The organism is Nostoc sp. UHCC 0302 (assembly GCF_038096175.1).
Taxonomy (GTDB): Bacteria; Cyanobacteriota; Cyanobacteriia; order Cyanobacteriales; family Nostocaceae; genus UHCC-0302.
Genome location: NZ_CP151099.1, coordinates 6,929,452 through 6,949,868, shown reverse-complemented (window position 1 = coordinate 6,949,868; position 20,417 = coordinate 6,929,452). Strand labels below are relative to the sequence as shown.

21 protein-coding genes are annotated in these 20,417 nt (G+C 41.8%); 10 read left to right on the top strand and 11 right to left on the bottom strand.

The genetic code is table 11. The annotated features are described in order from the left end of the window. The first annotated feature begins 234 nt into the window (after positions 1–234). The gene (locus WKK05_RS30035) at positions 235–1,023 is read left to right on the top strand and encodes a peptidylprolyl isomerase (protein ID WP_341526660.1); all 789 of its coding nucleotides are present in this window, start codon (positions 235–237) and stop codon (positions 1,021–1,023) included. Between the two features lie 23 nt (positions 1,024–1,046). On the opposite strand, the gene WKK05_RS30030 is transcribed toward WKK05_RS30035, so the two are convergent. Then, entirely contained in the window at positions 1,047–2,771 is a 1,725-nt protein-coding gene (locus WKK05_RS30030; protein WP_341526659.1) for an ABC transporter ATP-binding protein, read from the bottom strand. Positions 2,772–3,134: 363 nt separating this feature from the next. After that, positions 3,135–3,740, bottom strand: coding sequence for a VTT domain-containing protein (locus tag WKK05_RS30025; protein ID WP_341531229.1), 606 nt, complete (start codon positions 3,738–3,740; stop codon positions 3,135–3,137). A 149-nt stretch (positions 3,741–3,889) separates the two neighbouring features. Between WKK05_RS30025 and WKK05_RS30020 the strand changes: the two genes are divergently transcribed. Then, positions 3,890–4,672 carry an ABC transporter permease gene (locus tag WKK05_RS30020; protein WP_341526658.1) on the top strand — a complete coding sequence of 261 codons (783 nt, stop codon included), beginning with the start codon at positions 3,890–3,892 and terminating at the stop codon, positions 4,670–4,672. A gap of 195 nt (positions 4,673–4,867) precedes the next feature. Here WKK05_RS30020 and WKK05_RS30015 read toward each other — a convergent pair whose 3' ends face one another. Continuing rightward, complete coding sequence (locus WKK05_RS30015; protein WP_341526657.1) at positions 4,868–5,590, bottom strand: Uma2 family endonuclease; 723 nt, start codon at positions 5,588–5,590, stop codon at positions 4,868–4,870. Positions 5,591–6,164: 574 nt separating this feature from the next. Here WKK05_RS30015 and WKK05_RS30010 point away from each other — a divergent pair. The 5 genes from WKK05_RS30010 to WKK05_RS29990 all read left to right on the top strand — a co-directional run bounded on the left by WKK05_RS30010 (position 6,165) and on the right by WKK05_RS29990 (position 11,143). Then, complete coding sequence (locus WKK05_RS30010) at positions 6,165–6,890, top strand: pyridoxine 5'-phosphate synthase (RefSeq protein ID WP_341526656.1); 726 nt, start codon at positions 6,165–6,167, stop codon at positions 6,888–6,890. A 180-nt stretch (positions 6,891–7,070) separates the two neighbouring features. Then, positions 7,071–7,787 (top strand): ester cyclase, encoded by a 717-nt coding sequence (locus WKK05_RS30005; RefSeq protein ID WP_341526655.1) that lies wholly within the window; start codon positions 7,071–7,073, stop codon positions 7,785–7,787. A 64-nt stretch (positions 7,788–7,851) separates the two neighbouring features. Continuing rightward, the gene (locus tag WKK05_RS30000; RefSeq protein WP_341526654.1) at positions 7,852–8,181 is read left to right on the top strand and encodes an MgPME-cyclase complex family protein; all 330 of its coding nucleotides are present in this window, start codon (positions 7,852–7,854) and stop codon (positions 8,179–8,181) included. A 265-nt stretch (positions 8,182–8,446) separates the two neighbouring features. Then, complete coding sequence (locus WKK05_RS29995; RefSeq protein WP_341526653.1) at positions 8,447–9,085, top strand: hypothetical protein; 639 nt, start codon at positions 8,447–8,449, stop codon at positions 9,083–9,085. A gap of 459 nt (positions 9,086–9,544) precedes the next feature. Further along, entirely contained in the window at positions 9,545–11,143 is a 1,599-nt protein-coding gene (locus tag WKK05_RS29990) for a DUF4070 domain-containing protein (RefSeq protein WP_341526652.1), read from the top strand. 92 nt (positions 11,144–11,235) lie between these two features. On the opposite strand, the gene WKK05_RS29985 is transcribed toward WKK05_RS29990, so the two are convergent. The 5 genes from WKK05_RS29985 to WKK05_RS29965 all read right to left on the bottom strand — a co-directional run bounded on the left by WKK05_RS29985 (position 11,236) and on the right by WKK05_RS29965 (position 14,856). Then, a complete protein-coding gene (locus WKK05_RS29985) occupies positions 11,236–13,296 on the bottom strand; it encodes a ribonuclease R family protein (RefSeq protein WP_341526651.1) in 2,061 nt (686 codons plus the stop codon). A gap of 121 nt (positions 13,297–13,417) precedes the next feature. Next, complete coding sequence (gene rpsR, locus WKK05_RS29980; protein ID WP_341526650.1) at positions 13,418–13,633, bottom strand: 30S ribosomal protein S18; 216 nt, start codon at positions 13,631–13,633, stop codon at positions 13,418–13,420. 2 nt (positions 13,634–13,635) lie between these two features. Then, the gene (gene rpmG / locus WKK05_RS29975) at positions 13,636–13,830 is read right to left on the bottom strand and encodes a 50S ribosomal protein L33 (protein ID WP_341526649.1); all 195 of its coding nucleotides are present in this window, start codon (positions 13,828–13,830) and stop codon (positions 13,636–13,638) included. A 43-nt stretch (positions 13,831–13,873) separates the two neighbouring features. Further along, complete coding sequence (locus tag WKK05_RS29970; protein WP_341526648.1) at positions 13,874–14,431, bottom strand: RDD family protein; 558 nt, start codon at positions 14,429–14,431, stop codon at positions 13,874–13,876. 242 nt (positions 14,432–14,673) lie between these two features. Beyond that, entirely contained in the window at positions 14,674–14,856 is a 183-nt protein-coding gene (locus tag WKK05_RS29965) for a hypothetical protein (protein ID WP_341526647.1), read from the bottom strand. Between the two features lie 78 nt (positions 14,857–14,934). Here WKK05_RS29965 and glp point away from each other — a divergent pair, with 78 nt between their 5' ends. Both glp and WKK05_RS29955 read left to right on the top strand, forming a co-directional pair. Further along, complete coding sequence (gene glp, locus WKK05_RS29960; protein WP_341531228.1) at positions 14,935–16,206, top strand: gephyrin-like molybdotransferase Glp; 1,272 nt, start codon at positions 14,935–14,937, stop codon at positions 16,204–16,206. A gap of 301 nt (positions 16,207–16,507) precedes the next feature. Further along, positions 16,508–16,993, top strand: a complete 486-nt coding sequence (locus tag WKK05_RS29955) for a hypothetical protein (protein ID WP_341526646.1) — start codon at positions 16,508–16,510, stop codon at positions 16,991–16,993. A gap of 215 nt (positions 16,994–17,208) precedes the next feature. On the opposite strand, the gene WKK05_RS29950 is transcribed toward WKK05_RS29955, so the two are convergent. Genes WKK05_RS29950 through mnmE form a run of 3 tightly spaced genes read right to left on the bottom strand, consistent with a single transcriptional unit; the run spans position 17,209 to position 19,909 of the window. Beyond that, the gene (locus WKK05_RS29950; RefSeq protein ID WP_341526645.1) at positions 17,209–17,979 is read right to left on the bottom strand and encodes an SDR family NAD(P)-dependent oxidoreductase; all 771 of its coding nucleotides are present in this window, start codon (positions 17,977–17,979) and stop codon (positions 17,209–17,211) included. Between the two features lie 7 nt (positions 17,980–17,986). Beyond that, entirely contained in the window at positions 17,987–18,490 is a 504-nt protein-coding gene (locus tag WKK05_RS29945; RefSeq protein WP_341526644.1) for a GNAT family N-acetyltransferase, read from the bottom strand. Positions 18,491–18,514: 24 nt separating this feature from the next. Continuing rightward, complete coding sequence (mnmE, locus tag WKK05_RS29940; protein ID WP_341526643.1) at positions 18,515–19,909, bottom strand: tRNA uridine-5-carboxymethylaminomethyl(34) synthesis GTPase MnmE; 1,395 nt, start codon at positions 19,907–19,909, stop codon at positions 18,515–18,517. Positions 19,910–20,090: 181 nt separating this feature from the next. Between mnmE and WKK05_RS29935 the strand changes: the two genes are divergently transcribed. Next, positions 20,091–20,291 carry a hypothetical protein gene (locus tag WKK05_RS29935; RefSeq protein WP_341526642.1) on the top strand — a complete coding sequence of 67 codons (201 nt, stop codon included), beginning with the start codon at positions 20,091–20,093 and terminating at the stop codon, positions 20,289–20,291. Positions 20,292–20,417 lie beyond the last annotated feature (126 nt).

Genomic DNA, 20,417 nt, shown 5'->3' with positions numbered 1-20,417 from the left:
CTGCCTAACTTCCTCAGTCTTATACAGGGATTGGGGAATTGTTTTAAGTATAATCTTTGATAAAAACTTATATAAAATGTATATTTTAGATGATGTCAGTAAATCATTATCTCATTGTTGCAAAAGAGGTTGGCGTGCCTAAACTCGTTGGGATTAATGCAAAATCTCTCAGTAAATGGGCTACACTGTAGCTTCTTTGACAGGTAAGTTATTCCTAAATATGCCCGAAAGCTAATGACTGAAGCGCTCCAAATCGGTAATCGTACGATCGCAGCTAGTGAACTGATTCCCTTACTGGCAAGTTACCAAATGTTGCCACAGTTGCAGCGGGAATTAATTATTGATGAGGCGATTGAGCAAAGCTCACGCTCTGGGAATGTAACAATAGAATACACCCCAGAAGAAATAGCCCAAGCTCAACAGCAGTTTTACGCAGAAAAACAGTTAAAATCTGAAGCTGACATCCAAGCTTGGATGGTATATCAAGGACTGACTCCGAATCAATTAGAAAATGTTACTACGCGTAAGCTCAAAATTGAAAAGTTTAAGCAAGCTACTTGGGGTAACAAACTGGAATCTTACTTTTTTCAGTGCAAAGGAAAACTAGATAAAGTCATTTACTCTCTACTACGAACTCAAGATGTAGGAATTGCCCAAGAACTTTACTTTCGGATTCAGGCAGAAGAAAAGTCTTTTGCAGAGGTAGCTAGGGAATTCTCACTAGGGCCAGAAGCCCAAACTGGTGGGTTAGTAGGCCCAGTTGAACTGAATGCACTACATCCAACTATGGTGCAAATGCTCCATAGCAGTCAACCAGGGCAAATACTGCCCCCTACCCGAATTGCTGAATGGTTTGTGATTTTGCGGTTAGAAAAATTTATTCCAGCACAATTAGATGAATCGATGAAAGTCCGCCTGCTGAATGAACTCTTTGAAATGTGGCTACAGGAACAGCAAAGGCAAATTGTATCTGTATCAAATGATGCAGATGAGGGAGATGAAGAGCAGGGGAAGAATAACTAACTCTTGACCCTTAACTCTTGACGTTAACTAAACTGCTGAGCATAAAATCGCGCATAGCGATGCTCAAGTACTAATAATTCTTCATGGGTTCCTGATTCGACAATTTGTCCTTGTTCGAGAACTAAAATGCGATCGCATCTTCTTACCGTTGATAAACGGTGAGCAATAATAAATACAGTCCGGTTCTGCATGAGTCTTTCCAGCGCTTCTTGTACCAGCGCTTCCGACTCAGAATCTAATGCAGATGTCGCCTCATCTAATATTAAAATTTGTGGGTTAAGCAAAACAGCACGAGCGATCGCAATTCTTTGGCGTTGTCCACCCGATAAATTTACCCCGCGTTCACCTACCCAAGTTTGATAACCATCCGGTAGTTCACTAATAAACTGATGGGCGTTAGCAATTTTCGCTGCTGCTGCAACTGCTTCCAGATCAAAAGAGTTTTGTCCAAAAGCGATATTTTGGGCAATTGTTCCAGAAAACATGATGGTTTCTTGGGGAACAATCCCAATTTGTCGCCGCAGACTATGCAGTTTGACATCGCGAATATTAATACCGTCAATCAATATTTCACCAGCTTCGGGATCGTAGAAACGGGGGAGAAGATTGACAAAAGTGGTTTTACCTGCACCAGAAGCACCCACGAGTGCGATCGCTTCACCTGGCAATACCAATAAACTAATATCTTTTAATACAGGTTCACCGGGTTTATAGGCAAAGCTCACATGACGATATTCTACTTTGCCACTTACGGGCGGGAGGGCGATCGCATTTCGTTTTTCTACCACCGTCGGTTGAATTGCCAACAATTCAAAAACTCGATCAACAGATGCTTCGCCCTGTTTAAATTCGTTGTAGTTGTTAGTTACATGGCCAATGGGGTCAATTAATAACCCGGCAGCAGCTAGGTAACTGAAAAACTCAGCCACCGTCAAGTTATTTCGAGATATTTGCCATGCTCCCACTATCAATATTGATAATGCACTTAAGGCTTCCAGAAATCCCACTATCGGAATCTGTATGGCTTTTAAGCGTTCTGCTGAATATTTAGCTTTGAGGCTGCGTTCTGCTTCATGCCCAAATCGGGCGATTTCATAATTTTCGGCAGCAAAAGCTTGTACCAAACGGATACCGCTAAAAACTTCCGTGAGAATTGCCGATAAACCTGATACACGGTTTTGACTTCTTAAAGAATACTTACGTAACCTTTCGCCAAACCAGCCAATCAAAATAGCCATCAGCGGCGCAATTATTACTGTTGCTAGTGTCAGTTGCCAATTCAGATAAATCATGTAAATCGGAATTGCCAACAACTGCAAAACGCAGGGGATGAAGTCATGAGATAGTTTATTTACTACCTCACCAATCCGGTCAACATCTTCCGTGAGGCGGTAAGATAAATCACCTGCTTTTGCTTTTTCAAAGTAGCTGAGATTTAGCTTTTGAAGATGGGCGTATACTTGTTGGCGGAGGTGAAAAGCAACTCTTAGGGAGGCTTTCGCCATGTATATATCTTGTACAGACTGAAAAAAACCTCTGACAAGAAAGACTACACTACAACTGCCAGCTAGCTGAGCGATCGCTACTACATTACCTTGTCCAAAGGGAGTTGCCAATTTCCCAGCCAGATTAATCAGCGTTAATGTTGCCAGCACATATCCCAAAATGCCGATAAATCCCTTGATAATATTTTGCCATTGGGGTCGAATATAAGGCAGCAGTTGCCAGTAATTAGAACGCGTTTTCAAGCTCAAAGATCCACAACAATATCTTCCTATGTTTGACGCTACCAGCTTTTGCAGAGTTTCTGAATAGTTAATTTTTACTGGTGCCGAAATTTACTTCTATTTTCATAAACTACGTAAATTACACGTAAATTAAGTATAAAATATAGCAAATCTATAAGTATTTAGATTTTTGAGATTAAATAGGCAACAATTAATACAAATCTCTAACTTATTGCCACTTGTTTGCTTTATTTTATATCTTTATTTTACTAGTCTATTAAGTAGGGATACACATCTGTGCGTCCCTACTTCAACCAATTTAAAATCAGATATAAATCCAGCTTTTTATTATGTGTTTAACTCTTAAGTTATCAAAGCAATGTTTTATTGTTTATTTGCTCTGCCTTCTTGTACAAGATGAAGAATTGATGGTAGCAAAGAAACAACTATAATTAATCCAATAATGGGTAATAAATATTTGTCTACCTGTTCCGGTGGCAAAGATTTACCTAAGAAAAACCCTAAAAAAGTAATTCCAAATGTCCAAATGAAGCCGCCAATTAAGTTGTAAGACATAAATGTCCGATAATGCATAGCACCGAGTCCGGCTACAATCGGCGCAAAAGTTCGTACAATTGGTACAAACCTTGCTAATACAATCGTTTTCTTACCGTGTTTTTGATAGAATTTTTGGGTTTTCACAATATGTTTTTTGTGAAATAACCATGAATCTTCCTTCTGAAATAACCTTCTACCAAATCTATTGCCAGTAGCATAGCCAACATTGTCACCTAAAACTGCACAAATAAAAGCACCACCAATCAGAATCCAAATATTCAATAAATTCTGAGATGCGACAAATCCCGCAGTGAATAATAAACTGTCCCCAGGCAGAAAAAAACCAATTAATAAACCAGATTCAGCAAATATAATCCCCCATACTCCAAAATAGCCAAGTGATTTAATCAGTTGTGGTAAATCTAAATGCATATAATTTCTTATCTTTATAACAGTAGGCATACAAAATCTTAACATTCAGCAATTTTTCTGAATCAAAAATAATATTAAGTTTAAGTAAAGTTATTTTGTAATCATAAAAATGTGATCACAAGCAGTAGATATTGAGTTTCGGGTGCAAAATGCGAAGATATTTGAAAGTATTAGGACGATTTTGGAGTGCTGCCATTGCTGCTGAAATGGAATATCGCATTAACTTCCTCATTGCTACCCTCAGCAGTTTAGGTAATCTTGCAGGTAGCCTGTTCGGACTATTCTTGTTTTATGGTAATGGCTACACTTTTAGTGGCTGGTCATGGGAAGCCGCTTTAGTAGTTGTAGGGATTTTTACTTTACTGCAAGGATTTTCTGCCACCTTTCTGGCCCCGAACTTGAATCGTATTGTCCGCCATGTGCAAGAAGGCACATTAGACTTTGTATTATTAAAACCAATCCCTAGTCAGTTTTGGCTTTCTATGCATACTGTTTCACCTTGGGGACTGCCGGATCTTATCTTTGGTAGCATCATGATTGGCTACGCAGGCAGAAGGCTAAATGTAGGAATAAGCAACTATTTAGTTAGCTTAGTACCGTTGTTTTTCGGTTTAGTGATTCTCTACAGCTTGTGGTTCATACTAGGAGCGACAAGTATCTGGTTTGTGAAAATATATAATGCTACTGAGGTGCTGCGCGGTTTGTTAGAAGCCGGAAGGTATCCGATCGCAGCATATCCCACTGCTTACCGTTTTTTCTTCACTTTTGTGATGCCAGTAGCTTTTTTAACTACCATACCAGCCGAAGTAATACTGGGGCGTGGGCAAATAACTTGGTTAATTGGTGCGTCAGTATTGGCATTAGTGCTGTTTTTAGTTTCTACTTGGTTTTGGCGGTTTGCACTACGATTTTATACTAGTGCTTCGAGTTAGATAAATGGCGATCGCCCTTTTCTACCGAATTTTTACTTGAAATTAGTAAATTTTTGTAAAATTCAGCTACCCAGTAATCATCTTCTCCGGGATATATAATTACTTGTCTCTTCATAAAAAAATGAGCTTGGCCAATTCAACCTGAAAGTAAAACTCAAAACTGTAGTCCAAGCAAATCAAAAAAGCCAAAAACTGTCACAAAACATCTGGATTTTCCCCTAGTTCCCTTAATCTAGCCGCTAAACGCTCTGCCTGTGCAAGTGCGGCTGGCTCTCTTGCAGCAGCAGCCTCCTCTGGTAACAAAACCAAATTGCCAGCCACATCATAAAACCGCAACCATATCGCCGTTTCTCTGTCTATTGTCCCCTCACTCGTTCCCAACCATAAACTTAAGCGCTTACACCATAGCCACCCACGCTCATTTGGTGTCAAAGGTTGATACTGCTGATTATCATCTAAATGCCATCCTTGCAAAGAATTAGGATCAAAGGGATCATAGACGAAATAATCTGAGGTACGGAAAGTTTGTTCGTAAAGGTTTTTCTTAATACCCTTGTCTATTGCTGCCGTAGATGGTGACATTAACTCCACGATTACATCAGGATAACGACCATTTTCCTCCCAGACTACCCAGCCTTGTCTAGAGCTATTGCCGTCAACATTCAGCACTGCAAAGAAATCTGGCCCACGGAAGTCACGATTACGAACTTGGGCGCTACTGTAGTAAATAAACATATTGCCCCCAGTGAAGAAATCATTGCGATCAGCCCAAGCTTGTTGCAATGACCGAATCAAAACATTTATGGCAATACGGTGGCGATTTGATTCCAAGGGTTTACCATCATCAAAAATTAAATCTGTAGGTGGCATGGGGGGTTCCCAATCCACAATGGCTGCTGGATTTGTCTCAGTAGTCATGAGCGATCGCCTTTCTCGGGAAGCTTTAGATTTCTATGATAATCTGCCGAGAGCTTCCTAAATTAAGACGTACAAATTACATTTAGGAACTTCCTATTAAAAAATATTTAACTATTGATTACAGATCGTACGGTGTGTTATCGCGTCAGCATAACGTACCCTAAATCTGATGGTGCGTTAGGACTAAAGTTTATAACACACCCTACTAAATAATTTTTTTTGCAAGTCACTTAACCTAATTTCTAAAATTCAAAATTATTGTGACTTCTAATAATAGTTAAATATTGCTGAACATATTAATTGATTAATTCAATAATTAGGAGAAAAAGAAATTATAACTAAATTTTAGAAAAATATTAATGCTAGCTACTTAGTAGTAATTACGCCTGTATTGGTAACGTTACTATAAACGCTGTTCCTTCGGGAAATATTGAATCAACATGAATTGTTCCCCATGTCCTTCTACAACAATTTGATCAGCGATCGCAATAGAAAAAAATTCTGCCCAATCCCCGATGCCTCAATATTTCCGGTAAAATCAAGTTCTGAGGACTGTGAATAGGGAGTATTAAGGTTGCCTACACTTGGTGTTAACATCGACCACATTGCTACCATCCGGCAAGCGCGGCGGACGGTGGAACCAGACCCCATAGCAGCGGCAGTGTTGGCAGAATTGGGGGGTGCAGATGGTATTACGGTACATCTGCGGGAAGATCGGCGGCATATTCAAGACCGAGATGTACGTTTGTTGCGGCAAACGGTCAGAACGCATCTTAATCTAGAAATGGCCGCTACAGATGAAATGCTAGCGATCGCTCTCGACATCAAACCGGATTATGTGACTTTAGTACCCGAAAAACGGGAAGAAGTCACTACAGAAGGCGGTTTAGATATTGTTGGGCAAATTGCTAGAATAGGTGAAATAGTTGATAAATTGCAGAACGCTAGCATTCCAGTCAGTCTTTTTATAGATGCTGAACCTGCACAAATTGAAGCATCTGTCAAGGTACAAGCACAGTTTATTGAACTGCACACAGGACAATATGCTGAAGCTAAAGATGAAACTAATCGCCAGCAAGAATTAGCAGTGTTAGCAAAAGGTTGCGAGCAAGCAATTAAAGCTGGATTGCGAGTGAATGCTGGGCATGGACTCACCTACTGGAACGTTTACCCAGTGGCTGCACTTCCAGGAATGGAAGAACTGAACATCGGTCATACCATCATCAGCCGAGCAGCCTTAGTAGGCATAGAAAGAGCAGTCCGCGAGATGAAACAAGCTATACGAGGGAATGGGGATTAGGGACTGGGGGCTGGGGACTGGCGACTGGCGACTGGGGAGACAAGGGGGACATAGGGAGAGAATGATAACTCCTAACTCCCAACACCCAACACCCAACACCCAACACCCAACACCCAACATTTAGAGGGGTTGTAACTGCGTAATCTGGAAATTTCAAACTAAATCTGAAACAAAGATTTTATGAGCGCAACAGAGTCTAACAACCTGCCACTTTGGGTACACGATAGAGATCAAGTGATTGCAGCAAGCACTGATGCCCAATGGCGTTATCAGACACCTCCTGATTATTCCCGCTCTAAAAAGAATCTTGCCCAAGAGAGTACACAAAATCATCTTGAGGGTACATTAGAAGCGATCGTCCAAAACTTGGTGAGAACCTTTGAGATGGAGGTATCATTCAAGACTAACCCACAGCAGTGGTTGTCTGTTGTGAATGAAAAGTTTCGGGTAAGTACCAATGGCGGAGTAGATTACACAGCAGCAGATTTATCAGCGCAAGGTACTTACAACTTATTCATGGCTGATTCAGAACATTATAAAGCTTCAGAAGAAAGCTTTGAATCATCTGCAAAAGTCTTCCATACAACATTTCCCCAGGGATTTCCTTGGGAAGTGCTGGAAGTTTTCTCAGGCCCACCAAATGTCACATTTAAATGGCGGCATTGGGGACATTTTAACGGTACATACAAAGACTATGCCCCTACTGGAGAGACAGTGGAAATTATCGGTATGAGCATTGCTCACGTAACCGATGACTTAAAGATTGTTTCCTTGGAACACTACTTTGACAACAGCCTGTTTTTAGAAAAGCTCACAGCTGCTGGCAAACAGGCAAATGTTGACAATCAAGGAAGTGGTTGTCCCTTCTCTTGGTTCAAGAAATTCCAGAAGAGTTAGTTTGTAAGGGTACAATGCTACACACTGTACCCTTAAATTATGTAATAGCAACCAAAGGAAGAAAATGCAAACATACTACTACGTTTTGGCAAGTCAACGCTTTCTCCTAGAAGAAGAACCGATAGATGAGGTTCTCAAAGAGCGTACCCGTTACTACCACGAACAAGAAAAAGAAATAGATTTTTGGTTGGTTAAGCAACCAGCTTTCTTAGAAGCGCCCCAATTTACAGAGATAAAGGCGAAGTGTCCACAACCAGCAGTAGCAATTATTTCTACTAATTCCCAATTCATCACTTGGTTAAAATTGCGATTAGAGTACGTGAACACAGGAGAATTTCAGGCTCCTTCTGAAACTATCTCCGATGCCTTAGCATCACTTGCTACAGTGTCTTAATTTGAAGATTGGGCATTGGGAGTGAGGAGTAGAGACGCGATTATGCTCTTACGAGAAGCCACTCTTCGAGCGTCTACGCGTCTCTACAGGAATTAGGAGTTAAAAGTTATTCTCCCTTGCCCCCTGCCCCCTGCTTCTTAAGAGTTCTCAATTTCCTTTAGGAGGAACAAATTATATTTTTATAAAATCTTTTAAGACACGGCAATTTACCTATCTAACTTTTGTGCAAAGATTTAAGACTTTACCAAGTGTTTTAGTATTAGCGATGTCTACGACGAGCTTCGCTTACGCGGGGTTGAGTGGTGGCACAAGTTCTGTCTTTGCCCAACAAGCCATTCCCGCTTGTCAACCCCCGAATGCGGGTGAATATCTTTTGTTAGTAGTCAGTCCCACAGCAGATAATCAAAAGCAACTGCGTAGTGCCTTACCACCTGAACTTAAAACCATCACCTGCAAATATCTTAATGAAACGGTGACGCGGATAGGAGGGTTTAATAAAATTGACGATGCCAATCGTTGGGCGAGGTATGTTAGCAGTATTGTGGGATTGTCTGCGATCATTACCACTCGACCGACAACACCAGATGTGCAGCCAACTGTGCAGCAGCCATTTGTGCAGCCACCTCAGCAGACAATCAGTTATAGTCCCCAAGCTTTAGGACAAGGTTATGCGGTACTAGTGGATTATTTTAACCGTCCAGAATTAGCAAATAACGTACAACAAGTGGTAGGAGGTACTGTAGGTTTTGCTTCTTATGGACAACGCCCTTACTTGCTAGCAGTTCATACTACTAACCAAACTGAAGCCTATAACACATTGCAGAAACTGAACGATCGCGGTTTTTTTGCCATCTTAGTAGATAGTCGTAAAGTGATGTTGCTGCGGTCAACTGTACGTTTATAGTGATAGTCAATTACCTACAGTTAACCCAAAACTGCCATAACAAGCAATAGGCTCAGATAAGATAATTTCCATAACTGCTCATCTCTGTAGAGACGTTATATTGCAACGTCTCTACTTTTACAAAAATTATAATGATGAAAATAGTTTCATTCACCTTTTTAAGGCAAGTAATACAAATTTTTATTTAAAAATCTTATTTGATGTATGACGATTGAAAGCTACATCTCGCTAACTTATCAAAAAAATGGAGATATTTATTATCGAGCACGAATGATTTAGTATGGCTATAGTACTAACTACAGTTACAACAGCTAGCCTTGATAGATGTATTCCTACTAAAATTATTTCTATTTGTTAACAAAATATTAGTGATAGACTAAGGCAAATTTACTAAAAAGTTAATTAGTCTTAATTTTCGTTAGAGTAGGATAACAATTAAAGTGTGAGGAACGATAATAAATGCGAGTTTTACTAGTATATCCAATATTTCCTAAAACCTTTTGGTCATACGAAAAAATTTTAGCGTTAGTAAATCGCAAGGTCTTGTTGCCTCCTTTAGGTTTAGTAACAGTGGCGGCAATCTTGCCTCAAGAATGGGAATTCAAGCTTGTTGATCGCAACATTCGTCCAGTTACAGAAGAAGAATGGGCATGGGCAGATGTAGTAATTTTGTCCGCGATGATTGTCCAGAAACAAGATTTACTGGATCAAATCACAGAAGCAAAGCGACGGGGTAAGTTAGTCGCAGTAGGTGGCCCTTACCCTACTTCTGTACCTCATGAAGTTCAAAATGTTGGCGCTGATTTTCTCATTTTAGATGAAGGGGAAATTACTCTGCCCATGTTTATTGAAGCAATTCAACGGGGCGAAACCTCTGGAACTTTCCGCGCCACAGAAAAACCGGATGTTACAAATACCCCAATACCTCGCTTTGATTTATTAGAATTTGATGCTTATGACATGATGTCGGTGCAGTTTTCGCGCGGGTGTCCTTTCCAGTGCGAATTTTGTGACATTATTGTTCTCTATGGTCGTAAACCGCGTACCAAAACCCCAGCACAACTTTTAGCAGAGTTAGATTACCTTTATGAATTGGGTTGGCGGCGGGGTGTGTTCATGGTGGATGACAACTTTATTGGCAACAAACGAAATGTCAAATTGTTGCTCAAAGAGTTAAAAGTCTGGATGGCAGAACATCAATATCCTTTCCGGTTTGACACTGAAGCCTCAATTGATTTAGCACAAGATCCAGAATTAATGGAGTTGATGGTTGAATCTGGCTTTGCTGCGGTGTTTTTGGGAATTGAAACACCAGATGAAGATAGCTTGCAAATGACGAAGAAGTTTCAAAATACCCGTAGTTCTTTAACTGATGCAGTGGAAGCCATTATTAAAGCAGGTTTGCGCCCAATGGCTGGGTTTATTATTGGGTTTGATGGCGAAAAAGCAGGTGCAGGCGATCGCATTGTCCGTTTTGCGGAACAAGCAGCGATTCCCTCTACTACTTTCGCAATGTTGCAAGCGCTACCAAACACCGCATTGTGGCATCGCCTGAAAAAAGAAGGACGACTACGGGAAAATCAAGACGGCAATATTAACCAGACGACTTTGATGAACTTTATCGCCACCCGTCCTTTGGAAGATATCGCTAGAGAATATGTTGAGGCTTTTTGTGCTTTATACGACCCAGTAAAATACTTGGATCGCACATACCGTTGTTTCTTGAAGATGGGTGCGCCGAGTTGGAAAGCACCAGCCAAAACGCCAGAATTGGTGGTTATAAAAGCGTTGTTGATTGTGATTTGGCGACAAGGAATCAAGCGGGAAACCCGCTGGAAGTTCTGGCATCATTTATTTAGCATTATCAAGCATAATCCAGGAGTTGCCGAGCATTACCTCTCCGCCTGCGCCCATAATGAGCATTTTCTTGAGTATCGCCAAATTGTCCGTGACGAAATTGAAAGTCAACTGGCCCAATATTTAGCACAAGGCGCAGAAAAACCTTATGTGCTAGTGAAGGAAAAAGTAGAAGAAAAAGCTGAAGCAGTAGTTAGTTAAGCGCTGTCATAATGTGATGGGTAATTTAACTATTACCCATTATGAATTTCTTAATTTCCTTCTTTACTGCTCTAAATCAGTTGAAGCTAGGATTAATTCGCAGCTATTTGGGCTTCTTGATAAATTATTTCCTGGAACTGGATCATATCTTTTTGCGGGTCAGCAAGGCTAACTTTTACTAATATTTGTTCGCCCAATCTCACGATGCGTCTAAAAGACATTGGCAACTGTAAGCCCAAATCTTCTAACAGAATTAATGCTAAGTTGCTGTCTTCCCGTAGCCACATCAAGACTGTGACCTGCCAAACTTGCTCTGGATGACGGCGTAAATACTCTAGAGCATAATATCTATTAGTTTGACGTTCCACCATCGTTACCTCTTGGGTAGTCGTGGTCACAGTCATCATCACTTCTTTTAGTGCTTCCGCTGAAAATGGCAGAACCTCACCGCGCAAGTGGGCTTTTAATTGAAAGTGGGTAAGCAAGTCACTGTAGCGGCGAATAGGAGAAGTTGCTTGAGTGTAAGTATTTAAACCTAAACCAGCATGACGCAAAGGCGTGATGCTCATTTCACTCTTAGGCATACAACGACGCATAGCGCAGGCGCGAACAAATCCTGCGGGAAGCAAGAGTAATTCTTCTTCTGGGGGTAATTCTGGCTGTGGTTGACCACGAAAGGGCAAAGGAATATTGTGAGCTTGACCGTAGCGAGCTGCAACTTCACCGGCAAGAATCATCATCTCTGCTACTAGTTGCCGGGACGGGGAATCATCTAAGATGTCAATGTTGATCTCGTCATCTTTGACTTTGATCATTGCCTCCGGCATATTAATGCTGATGGCTCCTTGAGCATATCGCCAAGTTTTACGCCGCTGCGCCCAAGTTGCGATCGCTTTAATTTCTGGCTCGGCTTCCACGCCTAATTCCAGCATTTCATCGACATCTTCGTAGGTAAGGCGGTAAGTCGGCTTAATCAAGCTGGCATGAATGCTGTAATCTTGTACTGCCCCGTTAGGATCTAAAACAACACCAAAGCTGAGGGCGTAACAAACCTTTCCTTGTACCAAGCTCATTGGGCCAGTTGCCAATAGCTCTGGGAACATGGGAATCATCCCCGTAGGTAGGTAAACTGTACTACCTCGCTTTCTAGCTTCTAAGTCTAAATCATCTTCTGGTGCTAACAAGCGAGTGGGATCAGCTATGTGTATCCACAATCGCTCTTTGCTATCAGGTAGTATTTCCCAACTTAGACCATCGTCGATCTCGGTGGTACTTTCATCATCAATTGTATATACCTTGAGGTGAGTCAAATCCAGGCGATTTGCATCTAAATCGGTCGGTGGGAAATCCAAACGCTGCTGCGCCACTTCTAATACCTTGTTGGGAAATTGAATCGGAATTGACGAACGACGCAGGAACAAATTTTCATTAGGATTCCACCACCCCAAGTCCACCAAAAGTTGAAAGGCTCCTTGAGGAGTCGCGGAGCGTCCCAGCATGGTCATAGTTTCCAAAACTGGAGCTGGAGGAGGATAAGCACGAGCCAAAGAGTCATAATTGACACCCATCCGCGCGGTGTCAGCAAGTAGCGCTGCGTATTTTTCCAGTCCTTCTATGCGCTGGCGATCGTGGCGCTGCCATTCTACTGCTTCACCCTTGAGTGCCTGCTCTACACGAGCCAAAAATTCCTGCTGTCCCTTAGCTTTGAGAGCCTCTACTTCTATCTGGTGCTTGCGTTCTGCCACCTGAGCAGCAGTTCGCGGCTCGTAAGCCTCGCCTTTTTGCTTGAAATAGAGTTTATCTTCTGATAACAAGCAGTAGGCGGCGTAACAATAAGGCGGATCTGATTCCGAAAAAAGCAGATTCGCCATTTGGTCTGGGGTGACTGTTTCCCCATCCTCTACTAATAATTCCCAAGCCACTTCCAAGCTAGATGGATCTAAATAAGGCTGAACCTGTTCCAAAAAGCTGTTTATTTCAGATAGCTTGTATGTTTGACCGTTGACTGTATAGGTAATTTGTCTAGGCGCGAGGCTGTGGGATTGACCGCGTTCATCTACCACAAACCAGCGGGTTTTTCCGTCTGGACGTTCTACGATCCCCAGACGACGATCGCCTTGAACCCTAAATTCAACTAGCGTCCCCTTCTCCACAGCTCTCGCACTTTATATTTAGTAAACAGTTTAAATACTTTATACGTTTTAGTTAAGAGTTAGGAGTTAGGAGTTTTGATTCTTAACTCATCACTCATAACTCATCACTCATCAAAGAAGTTTACGCTTCCGCGTTGATAAATGGCAACAAAGCCACAATCCGCGATCGCTTAATTGCTAATGTCAATTCTCGTTGTTGTTGAGATGTCAGTCCAGTTATCCGACGTGGTAATATCTTGCCCCGCTCGGTGACAAACTTACGCAGCAAATCAACATCTTTGTAATCGATTGGTTCTCCTGGCTTGATTGGGGACAGGCGACGGCGATAATAGCTCATCTCTACTTAATTTCCTTGTGAACAGTGTGTTTGTTGCAGTGGGTGCAGAACTTGTTCAGTTCTAGCCGATTAGTTGTGTTGCGGCGGTTCTTAGTGCTGGTATAGCGTGAAACACCAGCAGAGCGCTTGTCTGGGTTAGTGCGGCATTCCGTACATTCAAGTGTCACGATTATGCGGGCACCTTTACTCTTAGCCATAATCTTACAAACAGTAAAGCCTGAGGAGAATTAACACAAATTACTATCTTCTCACATTTCGCCGTACATTATCAAGTAGTCGCTTGACTTTTATATCTAGCGAGTAGCCTCGACGTGACGAAACTATGAAAGTTCCGGCATAGCGATCGTGCCAAGCTTGCCGCATCTGAGTATCAGAGAAGGCAGAACTACAATCAATTGCCAGGGGAAGTATTAGAAGTATAGCAGTAGGATTGGCTCTAATGTTGGTTAAAGCAACTGCCACTAATAGCGCACCACAGCCAATAATCGCTTCGCGCTTCGACAGAGCTTGTAAATCTGGAATTCTGCCCACTACTTGCCCATTTTCGACTTCCAACACTTTTAAATCGAATGCCCAACGCCCTAAACTTTGTCCTTGATTGTTGTATACCAACACTACCCGCAAAACCAGCCAACCGATGATAAAAACTAGGATTTGAGCAAATTGAATACCGATATTGCCGCTTCCTAGTAAAGAACTGATTAACCAAACAACGATAAAATCAAGCCCCAAGGCCAAACCTCTGCGCCCAATCTCAGCCTTGGGATAGTGTTTTGGGCGAACTCGTTCGATGGTCATACAAAATAAGTGTTTTTATTTAGGGGGTGGGGAATAATCGTTGCTCCTGTTTTCAATATTAAGGTGAGGGCTGAGATACTGAGTGGGCTTTAAACAAAAGAAGCTTTGCATCTTAAAATTATGCGGATAATTTTTAGTTTCCTCACAAAGCCACATCTTTAACCCAGTTAATTCCTTCTCCACACCAGTGAACCAGCAACCAAAGACTAGAATCTTTATCCAGTGCTGGTAGGACACGGAAGTTAAAAACCTCTTGCCACACTTCCACGCCATACTGAGATACAAAATCCGCCTCCAGCTATTTCAACTGTTGCTAAGTGCGATTGGCTTTGCCACTGCCCCTTGGGCAATCGCCGATAGCAGTCAATAACAGCCAGTATGGGAATGATTGTAGTAATTGGGATTTGGGTAGCTACAGATTTCATTCAGGATAATATATTTTCTTGATTGAGTGGTCAGTGTTACTTTACAGGCATAAAGTTCAAAAGTTGGAGGCGATCGCTATGCTACCAGTCAGCGATGCAGAAGCAACTATATTAAATTTGGTAAAACCGTTAGATCATCAACGGGATACAGAAATTGTAGATTTATTAGCAGCAGATAGTCGCATTTTGGCAACGCCTGTCACCAGTCCGCTGGATTTTCCTCATTGGGATAATTCGGCAATGGATGGCTATGCTGTACGTTACGAAGATGTGCAGCACTCTAGCGAAGAAAAACCAACCGTTTTGTCAATTGTTGAAGAGATTCCTGCTGGATATCAACCCAAATCCACAATTCAAGCAGGACAAGCAGCGCGGATTTTTACGGGTGCAGTCATGCCAAAAGGTGCAGATACTGTAGTCATACAAGAGAGGACACGCCAGGAAGATAACCGTGTTTTTATCTTAACTACACCAAAACTCCAAGATTTTGTTAGACACAAAGCATCTTTTTACCAAGCTGGAACACCACTACTACCAGCAGGGATTAGGTTAAATGCTCCAGAAATTGCTGTGTTAGCAGCTGCACAATGCCCACAATTAAATGTTTACCGCCGTCCACGGGTGGCGATTTTTTCAACAGGTAATGAGTTGGTAACACCTGAGAAACCGCTGCAACCAGGGCAAATAGTCGATTCTAATCAGTATGCCTTGGCAGCTTTGGTAAGAGAAAGTGGGGCAGAACCGTTGATTTTAGGTATTGTGAAGGATGAACCAATTGCCCTTCAGGAAGTTATTGTCCACGCCATAGCTAACGCCGATATAGTTCTTTCTTCTGGTGGGGTTTCAGTCGGAGATTACGACTATGTTGACAAAATTTTGGAGTCATTAGAGGCAAAAATTCACATTCGTGCTGTGGAAATGAGGCCAGGAAAACCCCTCACCGTTGCCACTTTTCCAACTTGTACAGACGCGATTAATCGCGTCTATACGAAGCACTCAACACTTTATTTTGGTTTACCTGGGAACCCGGCTGCTGTGTTGGTGACTTTTTGGCGGTTTGTGCAACCAGTCATTAAAAAACTTGCTGGAATTGCTGAAGGTTGGGAACCAGTATTTTTGAAAGTGCGATCGCATGATGAGTTGCGATCGGACGGCAAGCGAGAAACTTATATTTGGGGACGTTTAAATTTAACTGATGGGGTTTATGAATTCTACAAAGCTGGTGGTAGTCATAGTTCTGGTAACTTAATTAATTTAGCTCAAACTAATGCCTTAGCAGTTTTACCAGTGGGTAAAACATTAATTTCCGCAGGAGATGAGGTACAAGTTTTGCAGATTATAAATGCGTAATTTAGGTAAACATAGTAGCAAAAAGCTGTCGATCTATGTTAAAAGCGTGAATTATTCCTAGTAGTTTGTCAACCGAAAATTGAATAGTTAGCGCGGTATTGAATTACAGCGCTAACTACGAACCTTTCAAATCCAAATTAATAGAGAGTAAGACCAACTACCAATTGTGTAGGGAAAGAATGATGATACCGAAAGCAGCTTTTTTACTGCCAAGTCAGGAGCAAGAGGCGATGTAATAAATGTTCCTATTCCCAGTGATTGGGTAATTGACTGGAGAAGGTTTTTCGAGATTGACCCAGCTGTGCCATTTAATCCTAGCCGCAAGCTAGATCCTTTTTTAGTTGAACCCTTGAAGAATTTGCCAAATGTACCACAACCAAGTTCCCTGGCTGTAAGAAATCTGCGTCGCGGTCGTAGTGTTGGTTTGCCATCTGGTCAAAGTGTAGCTCGGTTCTTAAAATTAAAACGATTAACTAGGGCTGAAATTGCTACTGGGCCAGATGGAGCAGTTGCAGCTAAACATGGGTTTGATATTGAGTCACCGTTATGGTACTACATTCTAAAAGAAGCCCAAATCCAGGGTCAAGGACAGCGTTTAGGGCAAGTAGGAAGCCGTATTCTCGCTGAAGTTTTTGTTGGTTTACTAGAAGAAGATAGCAGCTCATTTTTGGCGATTAACCCAGATTGGAAACCTATACTACCTGCTAAAACTTCAGGTACGTTTACAATCGTGGATTTATTAAAATTTGTTGGAGATATTAATCCAATTGGTGATGCAACTAGTTGATGTGTAATGGGAACAAGTTATATCTGAATTAAATACATGGGTAGGGGTGTATAACTCTACGCCTCTATCCACGAAATTTGTAGCCTGATTAAAATGAAAAGGTATAACTGGTGATATTCAAATAGGCGATAGCTGTACTCCTTCCCTACGGGACGCTATCGCGAACGCTTATCGCACTTTATCCATTACTCTGTTGCAAACTCAGTAAACTTCTTTTACCAAGGCAATCTGCTTCCATCCCAAGAAAAAAATTGTCCACTATCGCTTTCTTGAAGTTGTTCAATAACAGTCAGCAATTGCTCAACAGTGCGCTCTACTAAGAATAATTTCTCCGTAGGTACATTGCTTTGGAAAGGACTAGAAAGGCGTGTATCAGTCGTACCAGGATGCAATGTCACTACTAAAGTTTTAGGACAACTTCTGCGATACTCAATTGCAACAGTTCGGATAAACATATTGAGTGCAGCTTTCGAGGCGCGATAACCATACCAGCCACCAAGTTGATTATCGCCAATACTCCCAAGTTTGGCAGAAATAGTTGCAAAAACACTACGTTCTTGATGACGCAATAGAGGCAATAAATATTTAGCCAGTAAGACAGCACCAATACTATTTATCTGAAAGTAACGCAGCAAATTTTCTGAATTTAGCTGTTTTAAGCTTTTTTCTGGTTGTAAAGTCCCCTCATGCAGCAATCCTACACAGTTAACTACTAAATGTAGCTTGTTAGTTTTGGTACGTATCTGTTCCACACATCCAGAAATATGTAACTCATCAGTAATATCCATCAATAAACAAGTTAATCGCTCTGAATTTTCATCTGCAAGAGCGATTAACTCAGAAGCAGATTCTGGTTGCCGATAAGTTGCATAAACTTTAGCAATTCTGTCATCTTGCAGCAATCTTTTCACAAAACCCAAACCTATGCCTTGGCTGGCTCCAACAATTAATGCGTGGGCAGGATTAATTTCATCAATAAAAGACATATAAGTATTAGGTCACTTGTGAAAGTATTTCATATTCGTAACGAGAAACAAAATAAGCGCCAACTTGTCTATCACTGTGATGACGGAAACCAAAGCGTTCATATACTGCTTTGAGGCGTGGACGTGAAGCATCACAATCTAGACGTAAATAATATCTACCGAGAGTTTGTGCGTGTTCGATTGCCCAAGTTAGTAATGCGGAAGAAACTTTACCACCAGAGTAACGCCGTCGAACTGCGAAGCGATGTATAAACGCTGAATCTTCCTGAGAAATATCTGGCCAGAAAAGTAAATCCTCAAGCTGAAACCTAATTGTACCAGCAGGTTCACCAGCCCACTCAGCAATAAAATACAAGCCGTTAGTAACATCTTTAGAGATACTTGCTGGCGAAACCTCACTATCATGCCACAAAGGGATACCACGCTGTTGAAGCCACGAAGCTGCTTCTAACAGTACATCTGAGACTATCAAAGTATCCTGTATATTTGCTTGGCGAATTGAGATGTACATCGCAGCTTTATGTTCTTTGCCTTTTTATTTGCCTATACAAAACCTACTAAAAATTCTGTCAAGTACTGATTCTGTTACTTCCTCACCAGTTATTTCTCCTAGTGCTTGAATTGCGCCGCGTAAGTCAATTGTCCAGAAATCAAGAGGTAACTGATCGTTAATTGTTGCTTGCACTTGTTCTAAAGAAATTTTAGCTTGAGTTAAGGCGGCTGCTTGCCTTTGATTAATTGCTAAATCCATATCAGCAGCTTGGACTTTTCCAGCTTGAACTATCTCTAAAATTGCTGTTTCTAATTCTTCAATCCCTTGGTTTTGGGCTGCGGCTGTGAAAATTTGAGATTGGGAATTTGGGATTTTAGATTGAAGAGTTTTCCTTTCAGTTTCTTTGACTAAATCGATTTTGTTAATTACCAAAATCAACGGACGGTGTTGCACCTGTTCGTAAATTTCTTGGTCGCCTTGCATCCAACCAACTGAAGCATCAATTGTCAACAATACTAAATCAGCTGCACTGGCAGCACGACGCGATCGCTCAACGCCAATTTTTTCCACTTGGTCTGCTGTTTCTCTAATCCCCGCTGTATCTAATACTTGTATGGGAATTCCCCCCACAACTAGCTGAGATTCCACCACATCACGAGTTGTTCCAGGTAAGTCTGTGACAATGGCGCGATCGCTCTGGCTCCAAGCGTTCAATAAACTGGACTTACCAACATTGGGACGCCCGACAATAGCTACTTTTAAACCTGTACGTAGCAGTTCACCTTTATCTTTAGTTTCTAATAACCTAGTAATTTGGCCAGCAATTTGATCAATTTCTGATATGATGCCTTTATAATCCAACGGTGCTAAGTCTTCCTCAAAATCAATCCTGGCTTCAATTTCTGCCAAGATATCTAAACAGTTAGCGCGTAACTGCCGAATTGGATGAGCTAATTTTCCCTGTAAACCAGCTAAGGCAGTTTGAGCAGCTTGAGGCGATCGCGCTCCAACTAAATCGGCAATACCTTCAGCTTGTGTTAAATCCAATCGCCCATTTAAAAAGGCGCGGAGAGTAAATTCTCCGGGTTGGGCTAATCTAGCACCATTTTCCAAACACAGTTGCAAGACTTGCTGCACTGCCATAATTCCGCCGTGGCAATGGAATTCCACCACATCTTCACGTGTATAAGAACGGGGTGCTTTCATAATCAGCAACAGAGCTTCATCCACCAGTTGTTGCGTCTGGGGATGGCGGATGTAACCGTAGAGAATGCGGTGAGATTCCCAAACTTGACGCCCAGGTGTGTGAAACAGAGTTTGAGCTAGAGCCATCGCTTGGGAACCAGATACCCGCACAATCCCCACACTACCTTGTTGGGGAACAACAGCAGTTGCGATCGCGGCGATGGTTCCAACAGTGGCAAAGAGTTCCGACATGAGCGCCTTTTCTAGCAAAACATTGCATATATATGCTTAGCGTAGCAGGAGTAATCGGATGGCAACTGGCAAGGTAAAATTTATCTGAAGGGTAATGCCTGAGAGTGGAGAGTTAAGAGCAGAAATCATAACTCATAACTGATAACTCATAACTCATAACTTTTACAGAGAGGAATTCACTGTGGAGCAGAAAATTGACTGCGCTGTAGCCTGCGTTAACGGGTGTGTTTTAGGGGATAAATGTCCCAATATCGAGTACAGAGAGGCCGCGGCACAATTTGTCGAAGAGACTTCCTTAGACGAAATGCTACAAATGGCTGAAGAACGTCTGCGGAAAAGAATGACGGAACCACCAAAATGGGTTTTGCCTGAAGATCCATAGTATTTCCGCCAACAGGCAGAAGCAAAACAAAGCTGAGGCTAAAGAATATTTTGATCTACACTAATTCTCGCTCTCTTGCTTCTGCTGTTCAACGCGGTTCACCTCCTGTTAAGGAGTTGTAAGTAA